General features: G+C 56.8%; 19 protein-coding genes and 1 riboswitch. Of the genes, 6 read left to right on the top strand and 13 right to left on the bottom strand.

The genetic code is table 11. The annotated features are described in order from the left end of the window. The first annotated feature begins 51 nt into the window (after window positions 1–51). Entirely contained in the window at window positions 52–750 is a 699-nt protein-coding gene (locus tag QGH30_08840) for a hypothetical protein (protein MDP7022445.1), read from the top strand. On the opposite strand, the gene QGH30_08835 is transcribed toward QGH30_08840, so the two are convergent. The 13 genes from QGH30_08835 to QGH30_08775 all read right to left on the bottom strand — a co-directional run bounded on the left by QGH30_08835 (window position 751) and on the right by QGH30_08775 (window position 15,069). Further along, a complete protein-coding gene (locus QGH30_08835) occupies window positions 751–1,536 on the bottom strand; it encodes a hypothetical protein (protein ID MDP7022444.1) in 786 nt (261 codons plus the stop codon). It lies immediately after the preceding gene. Then, the gene (locus tag QGH30_08830; protein ID MDP7022443.1) at window positions 1,529–1,918 is read right to left on the bottom strand and encodes a hypothetical protein; all 390 of its coding nucleotides are present in this window, start codon (window positions 1,916–1,918) and stop codon (window positions 1,529–1,531) included. The genes QGH30_08835 and QGH30_08830 overlap by 8 nt, the downstream gene beginning before the upstream one ends. Beyond that, window positions 1,915–2,127 (bottom strand): hypothetical protein, encoded by a 213-nt coding sequence (locus tag QGH30_08825; GenBank protein ID MDP7022442.1) that lies wholly within the window; start codon window positions 2,125–2,127, stop codon window positions 1,915–1,917. The genes QGH30_08830 and QGH30_08825 overlap by 4 nt, the downstream gene beginning before the upstream one ends. Window positions 2,128–2,332: 205 nt before the next feature. After that, window positions 2,333–3,001: a hypothetical protein gene (locus QGH30_08820; protein ID MDP7022441.1), complete on the bottom strand. Its 669-nt coding sequence runs from the start codon at window positions 2,999–3,001 to the stop codon at window positions 2,333–2,335. 3 nt (window positions 3,002–3,004) lie between these two features. Further along, entirely contained in the window at window positions 3,005–4,162 is a 1,158-nt protein-coding gene (locus tag QGH30_08815) for a multiheme c-type cytochrome (GenBank protein MDP7022440.1), read from the bottom strand. A gap of 204 nt (window positions 4,163–4,366) precedes the next feature. Beyond that, window positions 4,367–4,654: an HU family DNA-binding protein gene (locus QGH30_08810; protein MDP7022439.1), complete on the bottom strand. Its 288-nt coding sequence runs from the start codon at window positions 4,652–4,654 to the stop codon at window positions 4,367–4,369. A 46-nt stretch (window positions 4,655–4,700) separates the two neighbouring features. Next, on the bottom strand, window positions 4,701–8,312 hold the full coding sequence (locus QGH30_08805) for a putative LPS assembly protein LptD (GenBank protein ID MDP7022438.1): 3,612 nt from the start codon (window positions 8,310–8,312) through the stop codon (window positions 4,701–4,703). 2 nt (window positions 8,313–8,314) lie between these two features. Then, window positions 8,315–9,253 (bottom strand): ROK family protein, encoded by a 939-nt coding sequence (locus QGH30_08800; protein MDP7022437.1) that lies wholly within the window; start codon window positions 9,251–9,253, stop codon window positions 8,315–8,317. A gap of 19 nt (window positions 9,254–9,272) precedes the next feature. After that, a complete protein-coding gene (gene ugpC / locus QGH30_08795) occupies window positions 9,273–10,373 on the bottom strand; it encodes a sn-glycerol-3-phosphate ABC transporter ATP-binding protein UgpC (GenBank protein MDP7022436.1) in 1,101 nt (366 codons plus the stop codon). 57 nt (window positions 10,374–10,430) lie between these two features. Continuing rightward, a complete protein-coding gene (locus tag QGH30_08790) occupies window positions 10,431–12,821 on the bottom strand; it encodes an AAA family ATPase (protein ID MDP7022435.1) in 2,391 nt (796 codons plus the stop codon). A 105-nt stretch (window positions 12,822–12,926) separates the two neighbouring features. Further along, window positions 12,927–14,180, bottom strand: coding sequence for a type II toxin-antitoxin system HipA family toxin (locus QGH30_08785; GenBank protein MDP7022434.1), 1,254 nt, complete (start codon window positions 14,178–14,180; stop codon window positions 12,927–12,929). After that, on the bottom strand, window positions 14,177–14,413 hold the full coding sequence (locus QGH30_08780; GenBank protein ID MDP7022433.1) for a type II toxin-antitoxin system Y4mF family antitoxin: 237 nt from the start codon (window positions 14,411–14,413) through the stop codon (window positions 14,177–14,179). Before QGH30_08780 ends, QGH30_08785 begins: the two co-directional genes overlap by 4 nt. Before the next feature lie 236 nt (window positions 14,414–14,649). After that, complete coding sequence (locus QGH30_08775) at window positions 14,650–15,069, bottom strand: hypothetical protein (GenBank protein ID MDP7022432.1); 420 nt, start codon at window positions 15,067–15,069, stop codon at window positions 14,650–14,652. 178 nt (window positions 15,070–15,247) lie between these two features. Next, a riboswitch (SAM-I-IV-variant riboswitch) is annotated at window positions 15,248–15,354 on the top strand. 51 nt (window positions 15,355–15,405) lie between these two features. Between QGH30_08775 and QGH30_08770 the strand changes: the two genes are divergently transcribed. Genes QGH30_08770 through QGH30_08750 form a run of 5 tightly spaced genes read left to right on the top strand, consistent with a single transcriptional unit; the run spans window position 15,406 to window position 19,967 of the window. After that, window positions 15,406–16,869, top strand: coding sequence for an AAA family ATPase (locus tag QGH30_08770; protein MDP7022431.1), 1,464 nt, complete (start codon window positions 15,406–15,408; stop codon window positions 16,867–16,869). Beyond that, complete coding sequence (locus QGH30_08765; protein ID MDP7022430.1) at window positions 16,866–17,324, top strand: hypothetical protein; 459 nt, start codon at window positions 16,866–16,868, stop codon at window positions 17,322–17,324. The genes QGH30_08770 and QGH30_08765 overlap by 4 nt, the downstream gene beginning before the upstream one ends. After that, window positions 17,321–18,736 carry a hypothetical protein gene (locus QGH30_08760; protein MDP7022429.1) on the top strand — a complete coding sequence of 472 codons (1,416 nt, stop codon included), beginning with the start codon at window positions 17,321–17,323 and terminating at the stop codon, window positions 18,734–18,736. The genes QGH30_08765 and QGH30_08760 overlap by 4 nt, the downstream gene beginning before the upstream one ends. 2 nt (window positions 18,737–18,738) lie before the next feature. Beyond that, a complete protein-coding gene (locus QGH30_08755) occupies window positions 18,739–19,584 on the top strand; it encodes a hypothetical protein (protein ID MDP7022428.1) in 846 nt (281 codons plus the stop codon). Next, window positions 19,581–19,967, top strand: coding sequence for a hypothetical protein (locus tag QGH30_08750; GenBank protein MDP7022427.1), 387 nt, complete (start codon window positions 19,581–19,583; stop codon window positions 19,965–19,967). Before QGH30_08755 ends, QGH30_08750 begins: the two co-directional genes overlap by 4 nt. Window positions 19,968–20,183: the final 216 nt, after the last annotated feature.

Below are 20,183 nucleotides of genomic sequence, written 5' to 3'. Positions count from 1 at the left end.
CGCAAAGCTTACACAGACTTCCACAGAGATCAAGCTCCCGGGAGGGCTTCCATGCCAAAAGCCATGATTCTTGTCCTGTCTCTCTTGCTGGCCATCGCTTCTTTTGCGGAAGTGGTTCACCTCAAGGACGGTAGCTCTCTGGAAGGAAGCATCCTCAGCATGGATGATGAGAACCTGGTTCTCGACACTTCCTTCGCCGGAGTTCTGACCCTGAAGATTGAGAACATTGCGAACATCGACTTCGCGAAGGGTTCCGACAAACCGGGGGGCAAGACTTCGAAGCCCTCGCCGGTGGCCGGGGAAACCGGCTTTCTGGAGGTCTCCGTCAAGGGAGACGCGGCCCGCTCTTCGGTTCGCTACCGCTGGCCCTCGGACCGCAAGGACATGCTGCGTCTAAACACTCTTCACATGAGAGTCTTTGTGGACGGAGAGTTGCTCTGGCACGACAAGGACCCCGAGATGAACAAGGAGTTCCGCCATGGCAAGTGGTTCATCCTTCGCAACCGTCACCTCTTTCCTCCCACCACGCTGACCGTTCCCACCGGGAATCATCGGGTTCATGTAGTGATCGGCAACGATGCAGGTCTCTATGAGGATGCCGGGAACCAGCAGATCGCTTCTGCAGAAGCGATCATTGAATCAGAGGATCTGGAGATCTTTCCCGGGCAGACAACGCGGGTGGTTCTCAAGGGGAAATCGGCGCGAGTGGCTTACGGAAAGTACGAACTGGAAGTTCTGAGCACCCGCTAGCTATTCTATCTCGGCCGGTGTTTCCGCAGGCAAGCCCGTCGGATCGGGGAAATTCCTTTGCAACTGGAAGGAGATTCCCAGTGCGGGGCTCCCTCCGCCCCCTTCCCGGAAACTCTCTGCGGACAATGAAACCCGCCAGTTCTGATCCCAGGAAACTTGGAGACCTGCTCCCGCCCGCCAGACCGGCGCAGCACCCCTGCGAAAAAGGGAGCATGCGCTAAGGCAGGGAGACCAGCCACGGTTCTTCCCGACGCGAATCGCTGCCTCCCCGAGCGAGACTCTCCCGGGTTCATCCTCCCCCGTCAGCCCCTTGGCTTCGGTGATCAGGGCAAGAAAGGCATCGTAATTCCAGGAAGCGCCACTTCCGCTCGTTCTGGCCCCAAAGCGAAAGAGGTTACGACGAAGTTCCAAAGGTTCGAGAGATTCGCTGGAAAAACGGAGACCCAGTTCCGCAGAGAGAGACAGCTTGTCTGCCAGGAACCAGGCAAAAGCGGCCCGGATATTTCCTCTTCCTCCCACCGCCTCTCCCGAATCCGTGGACCAGGCCCAGGGAAGGGTAATCTGCCAGGACTTGTCCTGAGAGATTGCGCGGGACAGACGAAAAGTCTCCCGGAAGCCGCTCCAGTCTTTCCCGTGATAGAACTCACTTCCCAGATCCAGCCGGGTCGTACTGTCAGAGCGAATGGGATAGGAAAGAAATGGATCTTCCGGCAGAAGATCCATTGCAAAAGTGGAAGTCGCAAGGAAAACAAAAAGCCCCGCAAGGAGCCGGGGCAGCTCAGGCATCAGGGACTTGTTCCAGAAGTTGCACTTCGCCCTGCTCAACGAAGTGAACCCGAATCGCGTGCCTCCCGCCGGGAAGATCCACCTTCTCCAGAACCTTCCCATAGTCGTTCCAGGAACGATGGTAGACCACGGTGCCAAGCTCGAAGACATTGCGGGCATCATACTCGATTGCATCTTCATCGGAGATGCTGTCGGGGCTGAAGTCCTCGTCGGTCTTTTCCTCTTCCTCATCCAGTTCCATGTGGGGAAGGATGCCCTGACATCGCGGGCATTGGAGCCAAGTGACCTCGCTCTCTTCGCCTTCTCCGACCACCTTCATTTCCAGGTAGTCCTTGCAGACAGAACAGTATTGAACGATCTGACCCAGGCTCTTCTTACTCACTTGTTCGGCAGTTCGAGCTTGCAACAAACATCCGCCTCATCAAAGGTCAGGAAACGCATGCCACAAACGGGGCAGCGATACTTGCCGTCAATCCGGCCCTCGCGCTCCGCCTTTGCGAGCAGGCGATGATACTTTACATACTTGGTATTGGAGTCCACATCACGTTCCAAGATCTCTGCTACATCCGAGTTGGAGTTGCGTTCGTCCATTTCTCTCACCCTTTCGAAATGATGAACACTGGAGGGGTTTTCTGTCGATTGAGCCTCTCAAGATCTTGTGTCTTGTCTCTACAGAAGCCAATCCAAAGCCCCATATGTGGTGCCACACTAGCGGATGAAAAAAGCAATGTCAAGAGTCTGTAAAAAGAGAATGTGCTTTAGAGGCTTTGTTTCAGGCTGAAACGGAGGACGACTCTCAGGGAAGCTGCAGGGACTGGATTTCCCAAGTGGAGATGCTTCGATTATCCTCTCCTTCGAACTCCCGACCTCCAAACTCCGATACCTTTCGAGAGTGAATGTCTTCGCGGTAGAAAAGCCAGCCAAGGGGAAGTGCATCACTCACCCACGCTTCGGCAGTCAGGTTCCAGTAGGTTCTCAAGACAACACTCTCGCCATCCTGGACATCCTCGCCCTCATCTTCCATGCGAAGACGACGACAGGGGATGCTTCTGCCGGCCAGTGAAAGAAGGGTGTCGCCGATGAACTCGCCCTCTTCCCCGATTCGAAGTTCCATCATTTCCAGTTGGTCCAGAAAAAAAAGTTCCTCCTCAAGAAGGCCGCGTCGCTTATCTCCTTCCCCGATTTCTGCAGAGAGGATTCTCTCCCGCGCGAAATGAAACTCGTCGCCCGCCGCCCAGTAAAGGATGCGGTAATCCCGGTCATCATTCCCCCGGCGGATAGTAAGAAGAAGCGAGTCCACACCAACGGACTCCTGCACCGCAATGCTGAGGGTCTCTTCGCTCAAGTGACCTTCCGAGAGTTGAGCCACCTTCCACTGCACAGAAAAACCGGGCCGGAGGAAGTTCTCCCCCCGACCCGGGTTTGTCATCATGAGGATTGCAAGGGCGGCAAGAAAGACTCTCATCGCCTAGTGAGCAATCCTTTCCCAATAGCTCTGATACTCGAAGTCCGGGCTATTCTCCTGGTCGTGGCAGGCCGCACAGGTTTCGCGAGCCTCACTCAACTGACCCTGCCCACGGCTGTGCAGGGTGCCGAAGCCGTGACAGGCTTCGCACTGAACATGCTGAAGCATCTCCCGGTTCTCGCTGTTGATCCCGTAACCACCGGACACGCCCCAGCCCGTCACATGGCATCCGATACAGTTGGGGTTGTTTTCTTCTAAGGCCTCATCAAGAGAGGTCATGGCATGGGCATGACCCGATGCCTCGAAAACCTCAAACTCCCGGATGTGACAGCGTTTGCACATTTCCGTTCCAAGATAGGCTCCATCGACCTCACTGGAACTGAAATCCTGGGCCAGCTCCTGGACCAGACGATCACGCTTGCGTCGTTCCTCAGAAGCCGTCATGAACTCATCAACCATGGCCTGAAGAACGGGGTCTTCGGGGTAGTGCTTGTCCAGTTCGTGGATCTTGAAGGGCGAGTACTCCAGCGAGCCATCATCCAGGCGCGTGAGAGACAGTTCCCCGAGATCCTTGCCCCGGTTGGCGGCCGTATAAATGCGAGTACCGCTGTCGGCTTCCGCAGGAAGGCGCTGGCTACTGCCGGCATTGCCGTAGAAAGCCACATCCACTCCGGGAACTGCCTCACACTTCTCCAGGGTCTGGTCGCGCTTGCCTCCATAGAGCAAGACCACCATGGTGCAAGCCTGTTCTTCCTTCAGCTTGCGAACCCCCTCTTCCACTGCCGCAAGAGGATCGACAAACTGATAACCCTCGGGCATGAAGAAGGTCCGCCCCCCTTCGGAGTCGGTTACGGCAATAACGCCCAGCTTTTCCTCTTCCATCTCGAAAACCCTGGTTCCCGGGAAAACGGTCTTCCCTTCGGGATCCCGAAGGTTCGCGCAAAGGAAGGGGATGCTCTGTCTTTCACCGATAGCATAGAGGGAGTCGATCCCGGCCCGCAGATCCACTGGCTGAATCGCCACGGCATCAAGCGCCAGGTCGCCCATCATGTTGAGGAAGTAATATGACTGCCTAAGCCACTCCCTCTTGCTCTTGTCACTAAAATTGTCACCGCCGCTGAAGACGAAGACATGGGGCTTCTCGATCCGGGTCTTTTCCATAAGGGCCGCCCTCCGGGCGATCCCGCCTTTTTGCTTGGTTTTTCACCCACACTCCGTGAGTTCGCCGATGGCGCGGGTTTCATAAAGCAGCGTCACCGGCTCCCCGGCGGCTGCTGAGAGCGCGCCGAGGACGGTGAAGGCTAGAACAAGTTTCCCGACCCGAGAGCCCGGGTACAACTGGAAAGGCATAAAAAGCGGTTCCTCCTAGTAGCGATCCTTGAAGGATTTGCCAGCGGAAAAGGCGGGGACCCGGGTCGCATCGATCTGGATCGCCTCACCCGTGCGAGGGTTTCTGCCCGTGCGGGCCTTGCGGTCGCGGACCTCGAAGGTGCCGAATCCGGTGATCTGGACTTTCTCTCCCGTTTCCAGAGCATTGGCGATGATGCCACCACGGGGCTCCGTGGAGAAGAGAGCCTCAATGACGCCCTTGGCATCCTTGGAGCTCAGGCCACACTCTTCGGAGAGTTTCGCAATCAGATCCGACTTGTTCATGGATTTCCTCCTGATTCTGAATCATGCAAACAGTTTTCCGGGGAGATCAGTAAGCGCCCAGGCCTCCGCCCACGCTACGGTCACCGAACTCCGTTTTCACTTCGGGATGCTCCCGAAGGTGAATGATGAAGTAATACTGTGCTTTCCCTGAATAAATCAAGCGTGAGAATTGCGCACGCCAGCAATGGAGGTCGCGGAAAACCTCCAGTCTCTGGGAACTGAAGCGGCCTTCCGCCAGGCGGAGATCGCCATTCCAGGAAAGGCCCCATTTCTCACTCAGCTGAAACTCACTGGAAAGACGCAAGTTAGGGGTCATTTCACCGGAAGATGTGCGACTCATGCTGAAATTGCTTCTCAGGCTGAGGTCTCCCGGCTCGCCTCTTCGATCGTCCTGGGGCCGCCCGAAAATTCCCGAAAAAGATCCGGGGGTTCCGCCACTTTGCCCTTTTGCAGTGCCATTTTCTTCTCCACCGGGTTCCGTATCCTCGCGGGACAGGAAGGAACCGAAGGCGACTTTCATGGTCTTGGTCACCGAACCACTGTAGCTGGAGTTCCCCATTTCTCCCGAGTTGGGGTCATAGCTATGGCGGGCACTGAGGTTGATTCCCCAGCCCGGTTTCAGGCGAAGATTGCTGGACACGGTGTTCCAGGTGTCCGAAAGCGGATCATAACCGGAGGAAAGCCCCCAGGTCAGCACTCCATTATAACGCTTGGGATCCTCGCCCTCTCCCCACTTCAGATCAATGCTGTTGTCGAGGGAAAAGGAGTAGCTGGGAACATTCCGGTCATTGCCCCTCACCGAGGCCGAGGGACTGATGGTATGCCGAATCGTCCTGAGCGAACCAAGATTGGGATTGAAAACCCCATAGCCCTTTGTGGAGGCCGACAGGGAAAAGGTCGCCGCATCTTCCCAGACCCAGCCTTCTGGCTCCTCGGAGGGAGTGAAGGTGCCGGCCCCGCTGTCACCGGCAGGGCTTCCCGGGCTTCCCTCTTCCTCCGGATCAAAAGGCGTGAAAATCTCTTCATCCTTCAGGGCATTACTGATCCGTTTTCCGCTGTAGGACAATCCGACACTCGGGCGAAGGCTGAGAAAACCAAGCTGAAAAGAACGACCGAGGCTGGTGGAAAAGGGAAGGGTCTCCGTGCTTTCGGTTCGGTTCTCGTAGATCTTGTCGCTCTTGCTGTACTTGATGCTCGGCAGTTTCCAACTCATCTCCAGAGGAAGAGGAATCGTAAGGCCGAAGCTGTAGGAGATCGGCAGTTTCCGCTCTTCCAATAGAGGATCATCGCCGCTGGCGTCCAGATGACGCGTCCAGGTCATTCCCGAGCTGAAAGGGTTGCCGAAAATCTTGCTGGAGAAATTGAGGGAAGAGGTCACGCGCTGGTTGATGGCCTCCTCAATTCCCACATGGTCGATTTCCCGGACGGAAGAAGAACTCGCATAGTCCGCATGCAGACGGATCTTCGTGTTCTTGCCGATGCTCTGATTATAGTCGCCCTTGAGTCCCCAGGATTTCGTCTCCTGATCCCCGAGCCCTTTGCGGTAGTCGTAGCGAAGGTTGGAATTGACGCTCCCGCCCCAGAGGTTCCGGTTGGAGTAACGCCAGGTCGTGGATCCAAGAAGAGAGTGACCCTCGATGAAGTCTCCGCGGAAAAGCAGATCCTGGTAGTCGCTGGTCGCCCAGTAGTAGCCGAGGTTTCTGATGAAGCGCTGGCTTTCCGAGTTCAGCCCGAATTCAAAGTTGGGCATCAGCACACCGGAACGCCGCCCCTTTGTCGTGTCGATGAAAAAGGCGGGAAGGTAGAAGATGGGGACGCGCCCGATCTTCAGGACAACGGGAGCGGCGAAAACCTTCCGATCCTCGACACGAACTCTGGCCATGTGAAAACCGCAGTGGGGGTGGCCCTGGTCGCAGGTCGTGTAGACTCCATCCTCCACATTGATTTCCTGCTCGCCCACTTTCTTCATCCGGGGACCGGAAAAGAAGCCCGTGTCCATTCCGGTGCGCCCGTCACGGACAAAGCCCTCCTTGCTTTCCAGATCGTAGTCCATGCGCTGGCCTTGCAACTCCTGCTCTCCGTCCCGGAAGAGAGGCTGACCTATGGCGCGCACCCAGCGTCCCTCTCTCATGCGGATGGAATCGGCTTCCAGGTGGAAGGCCTCATCGACCGAAGCAGGAGCCCCGACCAGCAAGACCTCTTCCTCGGGAACCTGGAAATAGATTTCCTCTCCCGTGTAGGCCATGGCAGAGGACTGCTCCTGAAAGGAGAAGGACTGCTTGGTGTAGTGTTCCTCCCAGTTCTCCAGGGAGCGATTCTCTCCCCGCGCCTCGCCGAAAACCTCCACCCTCTCCAGTTCCTCTTCGTCGAACTGGAGAACCAGGGAATCCCCGAAGGTCTCGTTCATCTGGGCCGCCTCGCCCGCCTTGCGCTCGGGCAGATAGAGGCTGTGCGCGGAGCCGCTCACGAAAACGCTTTTCAGCTTCTTCTCCTCGAAGAAGATCTCGAAGTGGTCGCCGCTGATGCGATCGCCGGGCACTCCATAAAAAAGAGAGTCGGCCTTGTCTTCGCGATAGACGGCCTGTCCCTCTGCGTCGAGGAAGACCGGCTCCTTCTTTTCAAAGAACACCTGGATACTGTCGGCAGCGAGAGAGCTGTCGTCCCAGTCCAGTTCTGAGTTTCCATAGAGAAAGAGCTGCTTGCCCGACTGGAAAAAGAGCGCCGAGTCTCCCCGGGCCGACAGGTCATCGCTCTCATGATGAACTTCGCCGACAGCGAGCATCAGTTCCGATTTGCGAAACTGACGCATCTCGCGGGCCGTGGTTCGGGAACTGTCCGATTCCTCTATCTGATAGAGGACCGGGAAGTTGTCCATGATGGCGATCTCCTGGTCGAGATCGAAGATGCCGTGGCTTCCCTCCACGCGGCTGTCCGACTCTTCGTCAATCAGGACCACATTGCCAAAGGCTTCTGCATAGCCCCGCTTTCGGGAATAGAAGACCGAGTCTGCGAGAACGGTGGCGCCTTCATGCAGGATCCGGACATTGCCCTGAAGAATGCTCCGGTTTGTCTTGCGAAACCAGGTGGCATGGTCGCAGAAGATCCTCGCCTCGCCGTCCTGAATCTCGACATTGTCTTCCATCACGGCCGTGCGAGTCTTCGAATCGTACTGGCCTTCATCTCCGGTGATCGTCGAACCCCGGTCGTCGATAAAGACCTCGCCGTAAAGCTCGATGATGTGGCTGTCGTCCTCCTTTCCCCGCAACTCCACGCCCCGAAGGCTGGTGATCAGGAGCGAGTCGGACTGAAGGTGAAGGCTGTCGATCTCCGAGACTCTCGGATCTCCCTTGTCGATCATGCGGCTGTGACTGCCCCGAATCTCGTAGATTTCCCGATGGAAGTCGTCTTCTGCGACCTCCCGGTCACTGCCCAGGCTGGGCGAAAGATCCGCGGGCATCGCCGGGCGCTGACGATTTCGGAGGCTGTCGCTCTCGGCAAGGGTTTCAAGACTGTCACTCGCTGCAAGCTTCTCCTGAAACTTCTCCTCTGCAGACCGGTCACGGCTTGCCGGGGGCTTCGGGCTGCTGGAGGTTTCCAGTTTCTTTTCCTGCGTGCAGGCCAGAAGCAGAATCAAAAGGAGAAAAACGCCACGGCGCATGATCAGGACTCCCGGCAGAGAAGCGCAGCGCCGAGGGCGGCGCCATCGTCTCCCAGCTTGCGCAAGAGCAGGCGATGGTGTTGCTGGGCTGAAGACATGAGGCGTCTTTTGGCTTCGGATTTTGCCGGATCCAGAATCCAGCGACCCGCCCGGGAAACGCCACCGGCGATGACGATCACTTCCGGGTCGAAGATATTGACATAGTTGGCCAGGGCCACTCCGAGTGAGCGACCTGCGTCGGCAAGAAGGGAAACCGCCAGGCGGTTCCCTTTTTTTGCCGCATCCACGAGGAGCCGTGGGGAAGGATGCCGGCCGGCCAGGTGTTTCTCCAAAGCCAGGGATCCCCTTCTCCCCGTTTCCAGAGCGGCCCGGCAGGACTCCTCCATCGCGCGGGCACCCGCATAAGCCTCCAGACAACCCCGGTTCCCGCAGGCGCAGGGGCGGCCCGCGAGGTCGATCGTCATGTGTCCGAGTTCCGCGCCCATGGCCCTGCTTCCGCGATAGAGTTTGCCATCGAGAACCAGCCCGCCGCCGATCCCGGTTCCCAGTGCAAGGCAGAGCATGTTGCGACTACCCTGGCCTGCTCCCAGCTTCCACTCGGCCCAAGCCAGCGCATTGACATCGTTCTCCACGAGAACCGGACAGTCCAGGAGACCGGACAGCTTCCGGTAGTCCAGGCCTTCCCAGTGTCGAAGATTGGGAGAATCGACAAGTCTGCCATTTTGGAGAATACCCGCGCTGGCGATTCCCAGTTCCCGGAGCCGGTGTCTTCCCTGAAGCTTGTGAATCCGTGTAGCCAGAGCAGGCAGGATTTCAGTCGGGCGGTCGCCAAGAGCGGCGGTCTTCCAGCGGGCGCGACCCAGGGGGCGAGCTCTTGCGTCCAGCATCACTGCCTTGACATTGCTTCCGCCAATATCGATGCCCAGGCTCAGCGATGCCATGCGAGCTTTCCTCCAGTGGTCAAACGAGGATTTCCTCGCTCTCCGCGTCAAAGAACAGGGCTTTGCTCATGTCGAGTACCAGGGGAAGCGATTCGCCCACCTTTGCCGTCTGCCGGGGATCAACACGGGCGACAAGTTCCGAAGACTCGGCCTTCGCATAGAGGAAGATCTCATTGCCCATGGGCTCGATCACATCCACTTCGGTTTCGATGGACGCAGATTCGGGAATCTCGGGAAGGTAGTCGGGGGCATAGATATCCTCGGGACGAATGCCCAGAATGACCTCCTTGCCGAGTTTCGATTTCAGGGAAGACAGGTTCTCGCCCTTTAGCGGGAAGCGACCCGACGCGGACTCGAAAACCAGTTCCTTGTCGCCCCCGACGCGACCGGAAATAAAGTTCATGGCCGGCGAGCCGATGAATCCCGCCACGAAACGGTTGACGGGATTCTTGTACAGTTTCAGGGGCGTGTCGACCTGGTGGATATCGCCGTCCTTCATCACGGTGATGCGATCTCCCATGGTCATGGCTTCCACCTGGTCGTGCGTGACATAGATCATGGTGGCCTGGAGTCGCTGGTGCAGGCGACTGATCTCGGCGCGCATCTGCACGCGAAGCTTTGCGTCCAGGTTGCTGAGAGGTTCGTCAAAGAGGAAGACGGAGGGCTTTCTCACGATGGCCCTGCCAACGGCCACTCTCTGTCGCTGACCACCGGACAGTTGCTTCGGCTTGCGGCCCAGCAGTTCCTCGATGCCGAGAATGTCGGCGGCTTCTTCGACCCTGCGGGCGATCTCTTCCTTCGACAGCTTCCGCAACTTCAGGGCAAAGCCCATGTTGTCGAAAACGGTCATGTGCGGATAGAGCGCGTAGTTCTGGAAGACCATGGAAATATCGCGGTCCTTGGGAAGGACATCGTTGACCAGGCGATCACCGATCCATACCTCGCCACGGGTGATTTCCTCCAGCCCGGCCACCATCCTCAGGGTCGTTGACTTCCCGCAGCCGGAAGGCCCGACAAGAACCATGAACTCCTTGTCCTGGATTTCAATGTTCGCATCCCGGACTGCGACAACTTCCTTGTCGAAAATCTTCCACACATTCTTCAGGCTAACTTTCGCCATTCCTCGTCCTCTCTTGCAGGTTCCCGCTAACAGGATAGCCACTACCGTTTCAAGATGCTACTTCGAAGCCTTCTGGATTTCCCGCATTTCCTCAAGTCTGCGATCCACGAGATCATTGACCGAGCCGGGAGTCCAGCTTCCGTTTTTCCTCTGTCGGCCCGCGGGGAATCCCGTCAGGATCTCCATGCCCTCGTCCACCGTGCGGATGGACCAGACATGGAACTCGCCCTTTCTGGCGGCCTCCACCACTTCCTTGGAGAGCATGAGACGGTCCGCATTGCTGGCGGGAATGATGACCCCCTGCTCTCCGCTCAGACCTCGATCGCGACAGACCTTGAAGAAGCCTTCGATCTTCTCGTTCACTCCCCCGATGGCCTGCACTTGCCCAAACTGGTTCAGGGATCCGGTGACGGCAATGGACTGTTTCACCGGGACGCCGGACAAGGCGGAGAGAAGGGAAAACGCTTCGGTCACCGTCGCGCTGTCTCCATCGACATTGGCGTAGTTTTGCTCACAGGAGATGGAGGCATCCAGGCAAAGGGGTCGCTGTCCCGCGAAACGATGTCGCAGGAAGCCTTCCAGAATCAGGTGGCCCTTGTCGAAGGAGGAGCCGCTGAGTTCGGCCTCTCTTTCAATGCTCACAAGATCGCCCTCACCGGGAGAAACTGCTGCGGTCATGCGCATGGGCTGGCCGAAATGGTAGTCCCACTGCTCGAGGACGAAGAGACCGTTCACCTGGCCCACGGCTACTCCCCGGGTATCCAGAAGAATGGATCCCTCAATGAAGGCATTGTGCAGATGCTGTTCAGCGGCACCCAGCCTGCGTGAGCGTTCTTTCAGGGTGCGGTCGATGTGCTCCACCCCGACACTTGCCGCCCGCATCTTGCGTGCGAAGTAATCCGACTCGATCAGAATTTCCACAAGCTTGCTGAAACGGGTAGAGAGTCTCCCTCTCCGACTCGCAAGCCTGGCTCCATACTCAACGATGGCTGCATTGGCTCCGGGAGTCAGGGGCAGCAAGCCGTCCTTTCTCTGCACCTTCCGCAGAAAGGAAACATAGCGGCGAAGGTTCCCTCGCGTACGCGGCATGTCGGTTTCGAAATCCGCCTTGATGCGGAACACTCGCTGAAGATCCGGGTCGCCGTGGAGGAGCATGTTGTAGAGTTCGCTGTCGCCGACGAGAATGACCTTCACATCGAGATCAATGGGCTCGGGCTTGAGCCCACCGACGGGCGCCTGGTTGCGGGGATCAAAGGCCATGATCTCTAGCTTCTCGTTTCTCAGCACGCGCTTGAGCATGGGCCAGACGGCCTGCTCGTCCAGAAGGTCGCGGGCCATGATCACCAGCGTCCCTCCCTGGGCTCGTGCGAGACTCCCCGCCTTGATCTGGCGATAGTCATAGAATGCGAAGCCACCGGGCAGGGTCTTTCGCTCGATGTTTCCAAAAAGATTCTGGAAGGTCGGGGAAGACTCGATGATCACAGGTGCTTTGTCCTTGCGGGCATTGTCGATGAGCAGGTTCACGGTGTAACGGAAGAAGGGCTCTGCCGGCGTCTCTTCGTCTTCCGACGGAATCCATTCCTCTTCGAGAAGGCCTTCTTCCACCTGCTCGAGCCACTCTCGCACTTCTGTCGTGTCGAAGCGGCTCTGTAAGATTTCAATGCCATCACGGATCAGGGGAAGAACGACACTCTGCTGCAGGCGTCCCATCTCCCTGCGCAACTCCTCCTCAAGGCGGGAGTTCGAGCGCATGACGGACTTCAGCTCGTCGGAGAGTTTTTCGTAATTCTGAACCAGAACCAGATGATCGTCCTCGCTGAGAGTGCCGCTTTGAACAAGGGCTCCCAGTTCGGTAATTTCCAGTTCCTCGTCTTCGGCAATGACCACCAGTTCGGGGCGGCTGTAGGAGCCGGTCTGCATCTCGACCAGGGCGAAGCCGTTCTGCCGGGCGTGTTCGGAAAAGTCGCGGGCGTTTTTCTCCTGCATCTGCCGGAAGCTTCTTTCCAGGCGGCTCAGGCGCTTCTGATAACTCTCGCTACGATAGAGATAGGGAACATGGCGGCGCAGGCTGGCGATCATGTGCGCCATGCGACGCTGGAAGTCGCGACCCTGTCCTGCGGGGAAGTGCAGCAGCTTCGGCGAATCTGCATCCTCGAAATTGAAGACATAGCAGATGTCTTCCAGATCGGGAATGTGTCCGTTCGGTTCTTCAAGAACCCGGCGGATGGTCGTCGTGCGGCCCGTGCCCTCGGTTCCGGTTACGAAGATGTGATAGCCTTGGCGGCGAATGGAAAGACCCATGCGGAGCGAGTCGAGGGCGCGCTCCTGCCCGATGATTTCCAGGGACGGTTTTTTCTCGCTGCTGCTGTCCAGCGGCAGGGACTTGGGGTCGCAGGTCCAGCGCAACTTGTCGACGGACAGACGCCGACGCTGGGAGGATTGTTCCATCGTGCCTCCGGGGTATTGATTCAGACAATCAGCCGGAGTCTAGAACTTGTGCGAGGGGAATGCCAGAGGTTTTGAGGGAAGAGAAGAAGCAGGAAATATTCGCGACTACTTGTCACTCTTCAGTTGCTGAAGCAGTTTCTGTCCTCGATGAGAGATGATATCATCGAGTCTCTTGGCCATGGAGGAATCCACTTCGTCGGTCATCTCCTGGACGGTCGGCAGTGCGTCCAGCACACGATGGCTTGCGTCGAATAGACGGTCGCGAAGTCCGGGCCAGGCAAGTCCGGTTTCTTTCGCCATCTTTCGCCAATGTCCCCCATTGATTTCATCGAGCGACCCGCAGCCACCGATCTTCATGGCCATGTTCCTTGTCAGCTCAGGCCATGCCATGGTGCATACGAGATCATAGAATGGAGTCAAACTCCGCTCTCCCGCCTGATAGAGCAGTGAGTAGTTCTTGGCATGAGCGTCTCCATTTCCAATAAGTACATTGAAAATGAGTCCATCGACGAAGGCGCTAAGATCGATGACGGGCACGGTAGACCATTCTCTCAGCAAAGCCATGCATTGCCGGAGATGGGGCCCACCTTCTTCTTGATACTTGCGCTCCGGCGGGAAGCCCAGTGCCTGGCAGAAATCTTCCTGATGAATGCGGGTGACGATTCCATTGGAATCGATCTTGCGGTCGAAACGCTCGACCAGCAGAGAGGGTTTGTCACCGAAGCGCAGACAACGGACTCTGGGCGACTTCATCCCGATGGCACGCGCCAGACTCATACAGAAGAACTCATTGGCGGCAAGCCCGGGGAACCGCTCCGGCTCCGGTTTCAGGATGTGCGTACTCGGTGTACCGCCAAGGGGAAGGTGGATGCCAGATTCAGTGACGACAACCGGCAACTTGTCCTGAGCACCAGCCAGGGATAAACGGATTCCATCCTTGCCGGCCATGAGAGGACGGCGAGGAAGTTCGGTGATGATCTCCTGAAGTTCCCAATCGTCAAGATCCCGCAGGTGTGGTTCTTCAGAATGCCCGGGAATCCCCTCCTCGGGAAACAGGCTGACGGCCCCGGCACATTCCCCCCCGATGGATTCCAGCATTGCGAAGTCATTGCTTTCGCTGATGCCAAGAAGAGCCGCCAACTGCTTACGAGGGTTCTCCTCTGGCAAGATCCCGGCGAAAAAGGAACGCACTGGTATTCCCCGAAAAGTCTCCCCCTGAATGGGAAGCGAACGGGAGAGCGGAACCGCGTCCTTCTGATCGAGCCATTCCCGGGCGTAACGAAACTGAAGCAACCCGCTATCGTCTTGCTCGAGAACGCCCACCTTTTCGGTGTCCCAGTATACGATCAGGCGTTTCAATCTCGCTCGTTTCTCGTGTCGATGGAAATGGCATCCAAGTCCACTTTCAGGCCCAGTGCCTGGATCACGAGCAGGATCTTGCCAATCTGGCAGGTCTGCTTGCCCTTCTCCAGATCGACGATGAAACGCAAACCGGTCCCACAGATCATCGCCAGGTCCTTCTGCGTGACCCCGAGATCCTTGCGCCGACTTCGGATTGTCGCGCCCAGTTGTTCTACCGTTTGAATGTTCATGTTACCGATCGGGAATATAACACCGAATTGAGCCTTCGGTCAAGGGTTTTTTACCGATCGGGAATGCACTGGCTCTCGGCTGACGTGTGCAGAGTGGCTGTCGGGCGATTGCCATTGCTGTTCAATCTGAATGATCCGTTCCTCGGTGAATCGACTGCAGGGGCATCCTGGATCCTCCTGCGCTTCAGAATTGCAGGAGGATCCACAATCCGGTGGGTCAACTTGTAAGGGGAGGGTCACTTACCCTTGTCTTTCCAGGCCTTGTCGGCAATGGCGTGGATTTCCTCGAAGTCCAGGAGGCCCTCACTATTTACCGAATGAAATCTCTCGATGTCGAAGAAGCTCACCTCCAGAGTCCAGTTGTAGATCATCAAATGAACCGCCGCTTCCTTTGCGCTGACCCCCCGTTTGGGTGCCGCAGCACATAGCTTCCAACCCTCGTCCTCTTCCCAGGAACGCAGAAGCCACCAGTTGCGCCGGGACTGGAGGTAATAATCCGCGGAACGCTCGCTCCAGGGAGAAAAATACCAGTCCACCGTACAGAGAAACTCGCATTTGTTGGGGCCCCGCTTGGGCATCAGGGATTTTGGAGGCTCGAGAGCGGGATTGAAAAGGGGAGGGCGAGGAGGAAGCGTCATCTGTTCCACTTCGGTCATACGACTCCTTTCGGCAGGCCTGTCAGACCGGCCGGGGGGAAAGAAATGAAGATGGGTGAGAAAATCGGGAGTGGAGGACATCGTTCCATCCCGGAACACGATTTATTGATACTCCTGGAACTAATATCGGTTCCCGCAATTCAACACTTGCAAGAAGAAACGAAGCGGTGTATATTTCGTTCAGCATCAAGAGTGAGCTGTAGCTCCACCAACCTGCCTTCCCGGGCAAGGTGGTTCCCTCCGAAAGGAGGAGATGTGGCCAACCCGGCAAACAAACGGGAGGCCCTTCGGGCTGTCAGCTTCCTTGTGCGGAAACCCGCCAAAGGAGGCTTTTTTATGTCGTCAAATATCGTCTCGCGCCTTCACTCGAAGGAACGGAGACCCTCCCTCGAAGACCTCGGTGCCTTTGGCTTCAAGCAGGATGAAGAAATCATCCTGGCCGCGCTGGTCACGGAGGATCCCCTTCTTCTCATCGGCAATAGCGGCACGGGAAAAACATTCCTGCTGAACAGCATCTCGGAGGCGATGGGGCTTGAACACCGCCATTACAATGCAAGCCTGATTGCCTTCGATGATCTCGTCGGATTCCCCTATCCCGACGAAGCGAAGGAGAATGTCCGCTTCATGGAGACTCCGGCCACCATCTGGGGCTCCGAATCGGTTCTCGTGGACGAGATCAGTCGCTGCAAACCCGAACACCAGAACCGTCTGTTTTCTCTGGTTCACGAGAGAAAGGTGCAGGGGATCTCCCTCGACACGCTGAAGTACCGCTGGGCTGCCATGAACCCTGTTTCAGGATCCACGGAGGATTATCTGGGATCCGAGGCTCTGGACCCCGCACTTGCAGACCGCTTTGCGGTGCTCCTTGAGGTCAAGGACTGGTCACAACTGGACCGGGAGGATCAAAGAAAGATCGCCAAACCAGGGAGCGAGGGGGTTGTCGCCAATGACGGAGGAGTGATCTCCCAGTGGGTTCGCCACTGGCGGAGGGAGTTTGAGATGCTTCTCAAGAACCCCCACCCCTGGGCGCAGGACTATGCCTGCAGTCTGGCTGATGCACTCGACGATGTAGAAGTCCGTATTTCTCCGCGCCGTGTTCGCATGCTGAGCCGAACTCTACTTGCCTGCAGAATTGTCTCCGGACGGGAAATGGACCGGGACTTTCTCTACCGGATTGTCACGGCCAGCATCCCCCAGAAAGCATGGGGCGATGCGCCGGAGGAGTATAAGATTCGCTCCGCGGCTGCCATCGCATGGAACACCGTTTTCGACAACCCTGCCAAGCGCTGGCTTCAGACATTCCTCCTTGAGAAGGATCTTGCCGCCAAGGCCTTTCTTCTTTGTGAGTCCACGGAGGATCCGGACACGGGAACCCTGGCCATCGAACAGTTGATTTCCGATGAGAGTCGCCTTCGCTCCACTACCTTTGCTTTCGCCACATTCCCCGCAGCCCTGGAAGGTCTCCTTCCCATCGGTGCCGAGGGAGTCAATGACCTTGCGAAGATTGCGAAAGAGGTCATCAACATCAGTGGCAAGATCTCCTGGAAGGAACACAACGAGAACGACACCGAGGATCACCCGGACATCCCCAAAATCCGAAAAGCCCTGAGAGGATTGAAAGGCAGCACGAAAGCACTGTCCCGTCAGTTGCTGTGCTGGAGCCTGACAGAAGGACTCCTCCCCGAGGATCCTGAGGAGATCCTCCGGGACTTTCATCGTTGCCTGAAGGTCTATTCAAGTCTGGAAAAGAAATCGCCCTCCGAACCCGAAGACCTCTTCTACGATTGGAAAAGCGCATGAGAAAGATCAATAGAGAAATCAACAGGAACAGGCCTCACTCATCTCGCGCTTTTGTCGGGTCTCGATACAAGTGCAGCAGGAAGGTCCAATGCTCCATTCTCGGGGCAAAGGACAAGAAGGCTCCCCTGCCTCTGGTGTTCTCTGCGGCGCTGCCCAAGGTGCTTCTTGTCAATCCCGTCGAGGCTGTTGAGGATCTCTGCCGTCGCCTGGCCCCCGGGGGAGAAAGGGAGATCCGCATGATGCTGGATCTTCCTTCCGGGCCGAGGCTTGTCGAGGAATCCCCCCTGAGCAGGGAGCTCTCCGAGTGCACGGACCCCTGGGAGGTTCTTCTCCACGCTTTCGTCCTGGGGCTCTCCGGAGAGAACATCTATGACCCGAAGCGTCCGCTGATCTGGACTCAAAGAAGCCTCCGCCGACAGGTCCACCTCTACGCGGGAGACAGGTTTTACAAATGAACGAAAAGCTGTTCCGAAGCATCTATAGGGAACTGATCGACGAGAATCCTGTCGCCATGCGAGCGGTATTGAAGATATTGAAAGTCGAGTTCACGGATCAGGTTCCTTCGCTCTCGGTCACCTGTGAGAAACCGTCCCGCCTCCGGGTCAACCTGGACTTCCTCCGGGAGAACTGCCGGACGGAGGCTCATGTCAAAGCGGTGCTGATCCATGAGTTTCTGCATGTTCTTCTTCGCCACACAGAGACCTATGACTCGGTGACCCCTGCCCTGCACCTGGCTACTGACTCCGTGATCAATGCCATCATTCACCGGAAGTTCGGCGAAGAGTACAGTTCCCTCTTCAGCAGCTTCTATGCGGATGTTCCCGGCTATCATCGTCTCCTCAGGCCGATGACGACAGAGGAGGAGCCTCCTTATGAAAAAGTGACCTGCTTTGCTCAGGCGATGGCACTGTCTCACAAGCTGAAACAGCTCTCCGAGGAGGAAAAGAAGGAACGCAGTCTGAAGAACATCTGGCAATCCCTCTACGAGGGCAGGCTGATGGTAGAAGACATCCGGGGTCTCGCGGAAGATCTTCAGCTTCCAGGATATGATGTCTTCCTGATTGGTAACCACGAGGAATTGGGAAAAGGAGCACTTGAGGAAAACGAAGCCGGACCGGATGTCAGTCCGGCAGAAAACGGGGAAGACGCACTGAAAGAAGCACTGGGGCGGGTTCTCGAAACCATGGATCAGAAGTGCCTCTGGAAGGATGGGCGTGGCTCGGGAGGGCCCCTGAAAGGCATCAAGGTCAGAAAGTGGGAAACTTCTCTCTGGAAAGAAGAGACCCTGGAGATTCTGAAAAGTCTTCTGGTTCATGGACGAGGACTGGGGAGGAAAAGTGAAGAGGATGTTACCGGCTACCTGCTCCCCTACTGCTCCGAAAGTGACCGAAGGGCAGCACTTCGAAGCCTCTGGAGCACTTTCCTCCCTGTCGCCCGCTGGGAAGGGGTGCAGACGGTCAGCTCAAATGCTGCGCAGGTATATCTGGATGTGAGCGGATCCATGGAAGGAGAGCTGGAGGCCATTGTCTGCCTCCTCAGTCGCTTGTCGCAGTGGATCCGCAAACCCCTTCTGGCTTTCAGCACCACTGTGAGCCGCGCAAAAATCCACAGGGGAGAGCTTCAGACAGACTCCACAGGGGGAACCAGCATCAACTGCGTCCTCGAACACATCGCAAAAACACGCCCCCGGGCAGCCCTCATCGTCACGGATGGCGAAGTCGAGGAACCCGACCCGCAACTATTGGAGAAACTGTCCGGGGTGCGGCTTCATGCGATCATCACATCCGGGGGAAGTTCGCTCATACTGAGTGAGGCCGGGATTGAGACAAGCTACCTCGGCCCGTCGACAAGCCAACAAGGAGGCTGATCATGAACGAGAAACTGGTGAAACTGGGTTCCTTTGCACTGGACGGCTGGAACTGGTCTCCGGAGGAGTATGAGAGGGGCGAGGGATGGCAGATCTGGGAGATTCTCAGGGCGCGTAGTAAGATCTCCCGCCTTGAGCGGGACAAGAAGGGAGTTCCCGTGGATTACCGGCAGGGATTCCACGCCTTCATGGCTCGCATGGATGAACAGGGCTTTCCTGATTTTCTGGAGTGTGATCCTGAAGAATTCGTGGAAAGGCTCCCCGGTGTCCAGCAGTACAAGCACTACAACGAGCTCTGCTGTCCCGCGGAGAAGATATCGGCTCTTTCGAAGAAACTGTCCGCGATGTTCTGTGCCATCGATGAATATGAAAAGGCAAGCGGGATGGAGGATCTGGAAGGAGTGGAGATTGCCTTTAGCTGTGGAAGCGAGGGTCAGTTTGATGTCCTGTGTGATTTCCCGGAGTTTCATAAGGTAGGCGCGCTACTGCAAAACCTGCATGTGAGGGCCTTTGAGATAAAGGAAGACGATCCCCACGATGAAGAGGAAAGACCCCTGAGCGATGAGGAGTGGGATGAATTGCCCAGGCGATTCAGGGAGGCCGGGATTGGGCTGGAACTGGATGACAGCAGCATCAGCACCATGGAACACAGCTTTCTGGACAACATGCCCGGACTCTATGAAGAGTGCGACGGCGATGTGTGGGGCGCAAGCAAGACCTACTTTGTGAGGAAGAAACACCTGGAGAAGGCAAGGGAGTACGCCAGGGACTATCTGGAGAAGGCGAGGAGGGTGGTGGAGGAGACGCTGTATGGAAATGGTGATTTAACGCGAAAGGAAGCCAAATGACTGGATTTGATTTGGAAAATACCTCAGAAGTTAGCTTGGAAAACTCAGATTACTTCGTCAGCGGAGACCTCTTTGAGGGTCAATGTATCGAATTCCTCTGCCCCTCTGAGCAGTGGGGAAGCCTCGGTGGAAGGGAGAATGCTGCTACCATCGGTGATAGGAAAATGTTCTCAGGGCTTGCAAGAGTCCTCGAAGATCTCGGAATCCCCAATTCTGACTTGCCCACAATTCAGCGCCTCTTGGCTAGAGAACAGTGCGCTTGCTTACTTGAAGATTGGGAATCGTTCTATATGTCCGGGCAGGAGGAGGAACTGGTGACAACACTCCTTCAGATTGCAAGCCTTGACCGGCATTGGGATGAAGATCGCAGGATCTTCGCCTAAGGTGAGCTAGTTTCGGAGACACATAGAGGCTAGGGTGCAGTTGTGGTTCCATGCCGATAAGCGAGACAGGGGTTCTAGCGATACTTAGAATGCCCCTTTTGTGAGCATTTCATGGCCACCCGCGCGAGAAGATCTGGTGAGTGCTCACTTGCAATGCTCTAAGGCCACTCTTACCAGTGCCTCAATGTCCTTCATCTCACGATCTCCGTACAGGCC

Source organism: Candidatus Krumholzibacteriia bacterium (assembly GCA_030748535.1).
Taxonomy (GTDB): Bacteria; Krumholzibacteriota; Krumholzibacteriia; order JACNKJ01; family JACNKJ01; genus JASMLU01.
The sequence above is the reverse complement of the archived record's forward strand: the minus strand, read 5'-3'. Positions and strand labels throughout refer to the sequence as shown.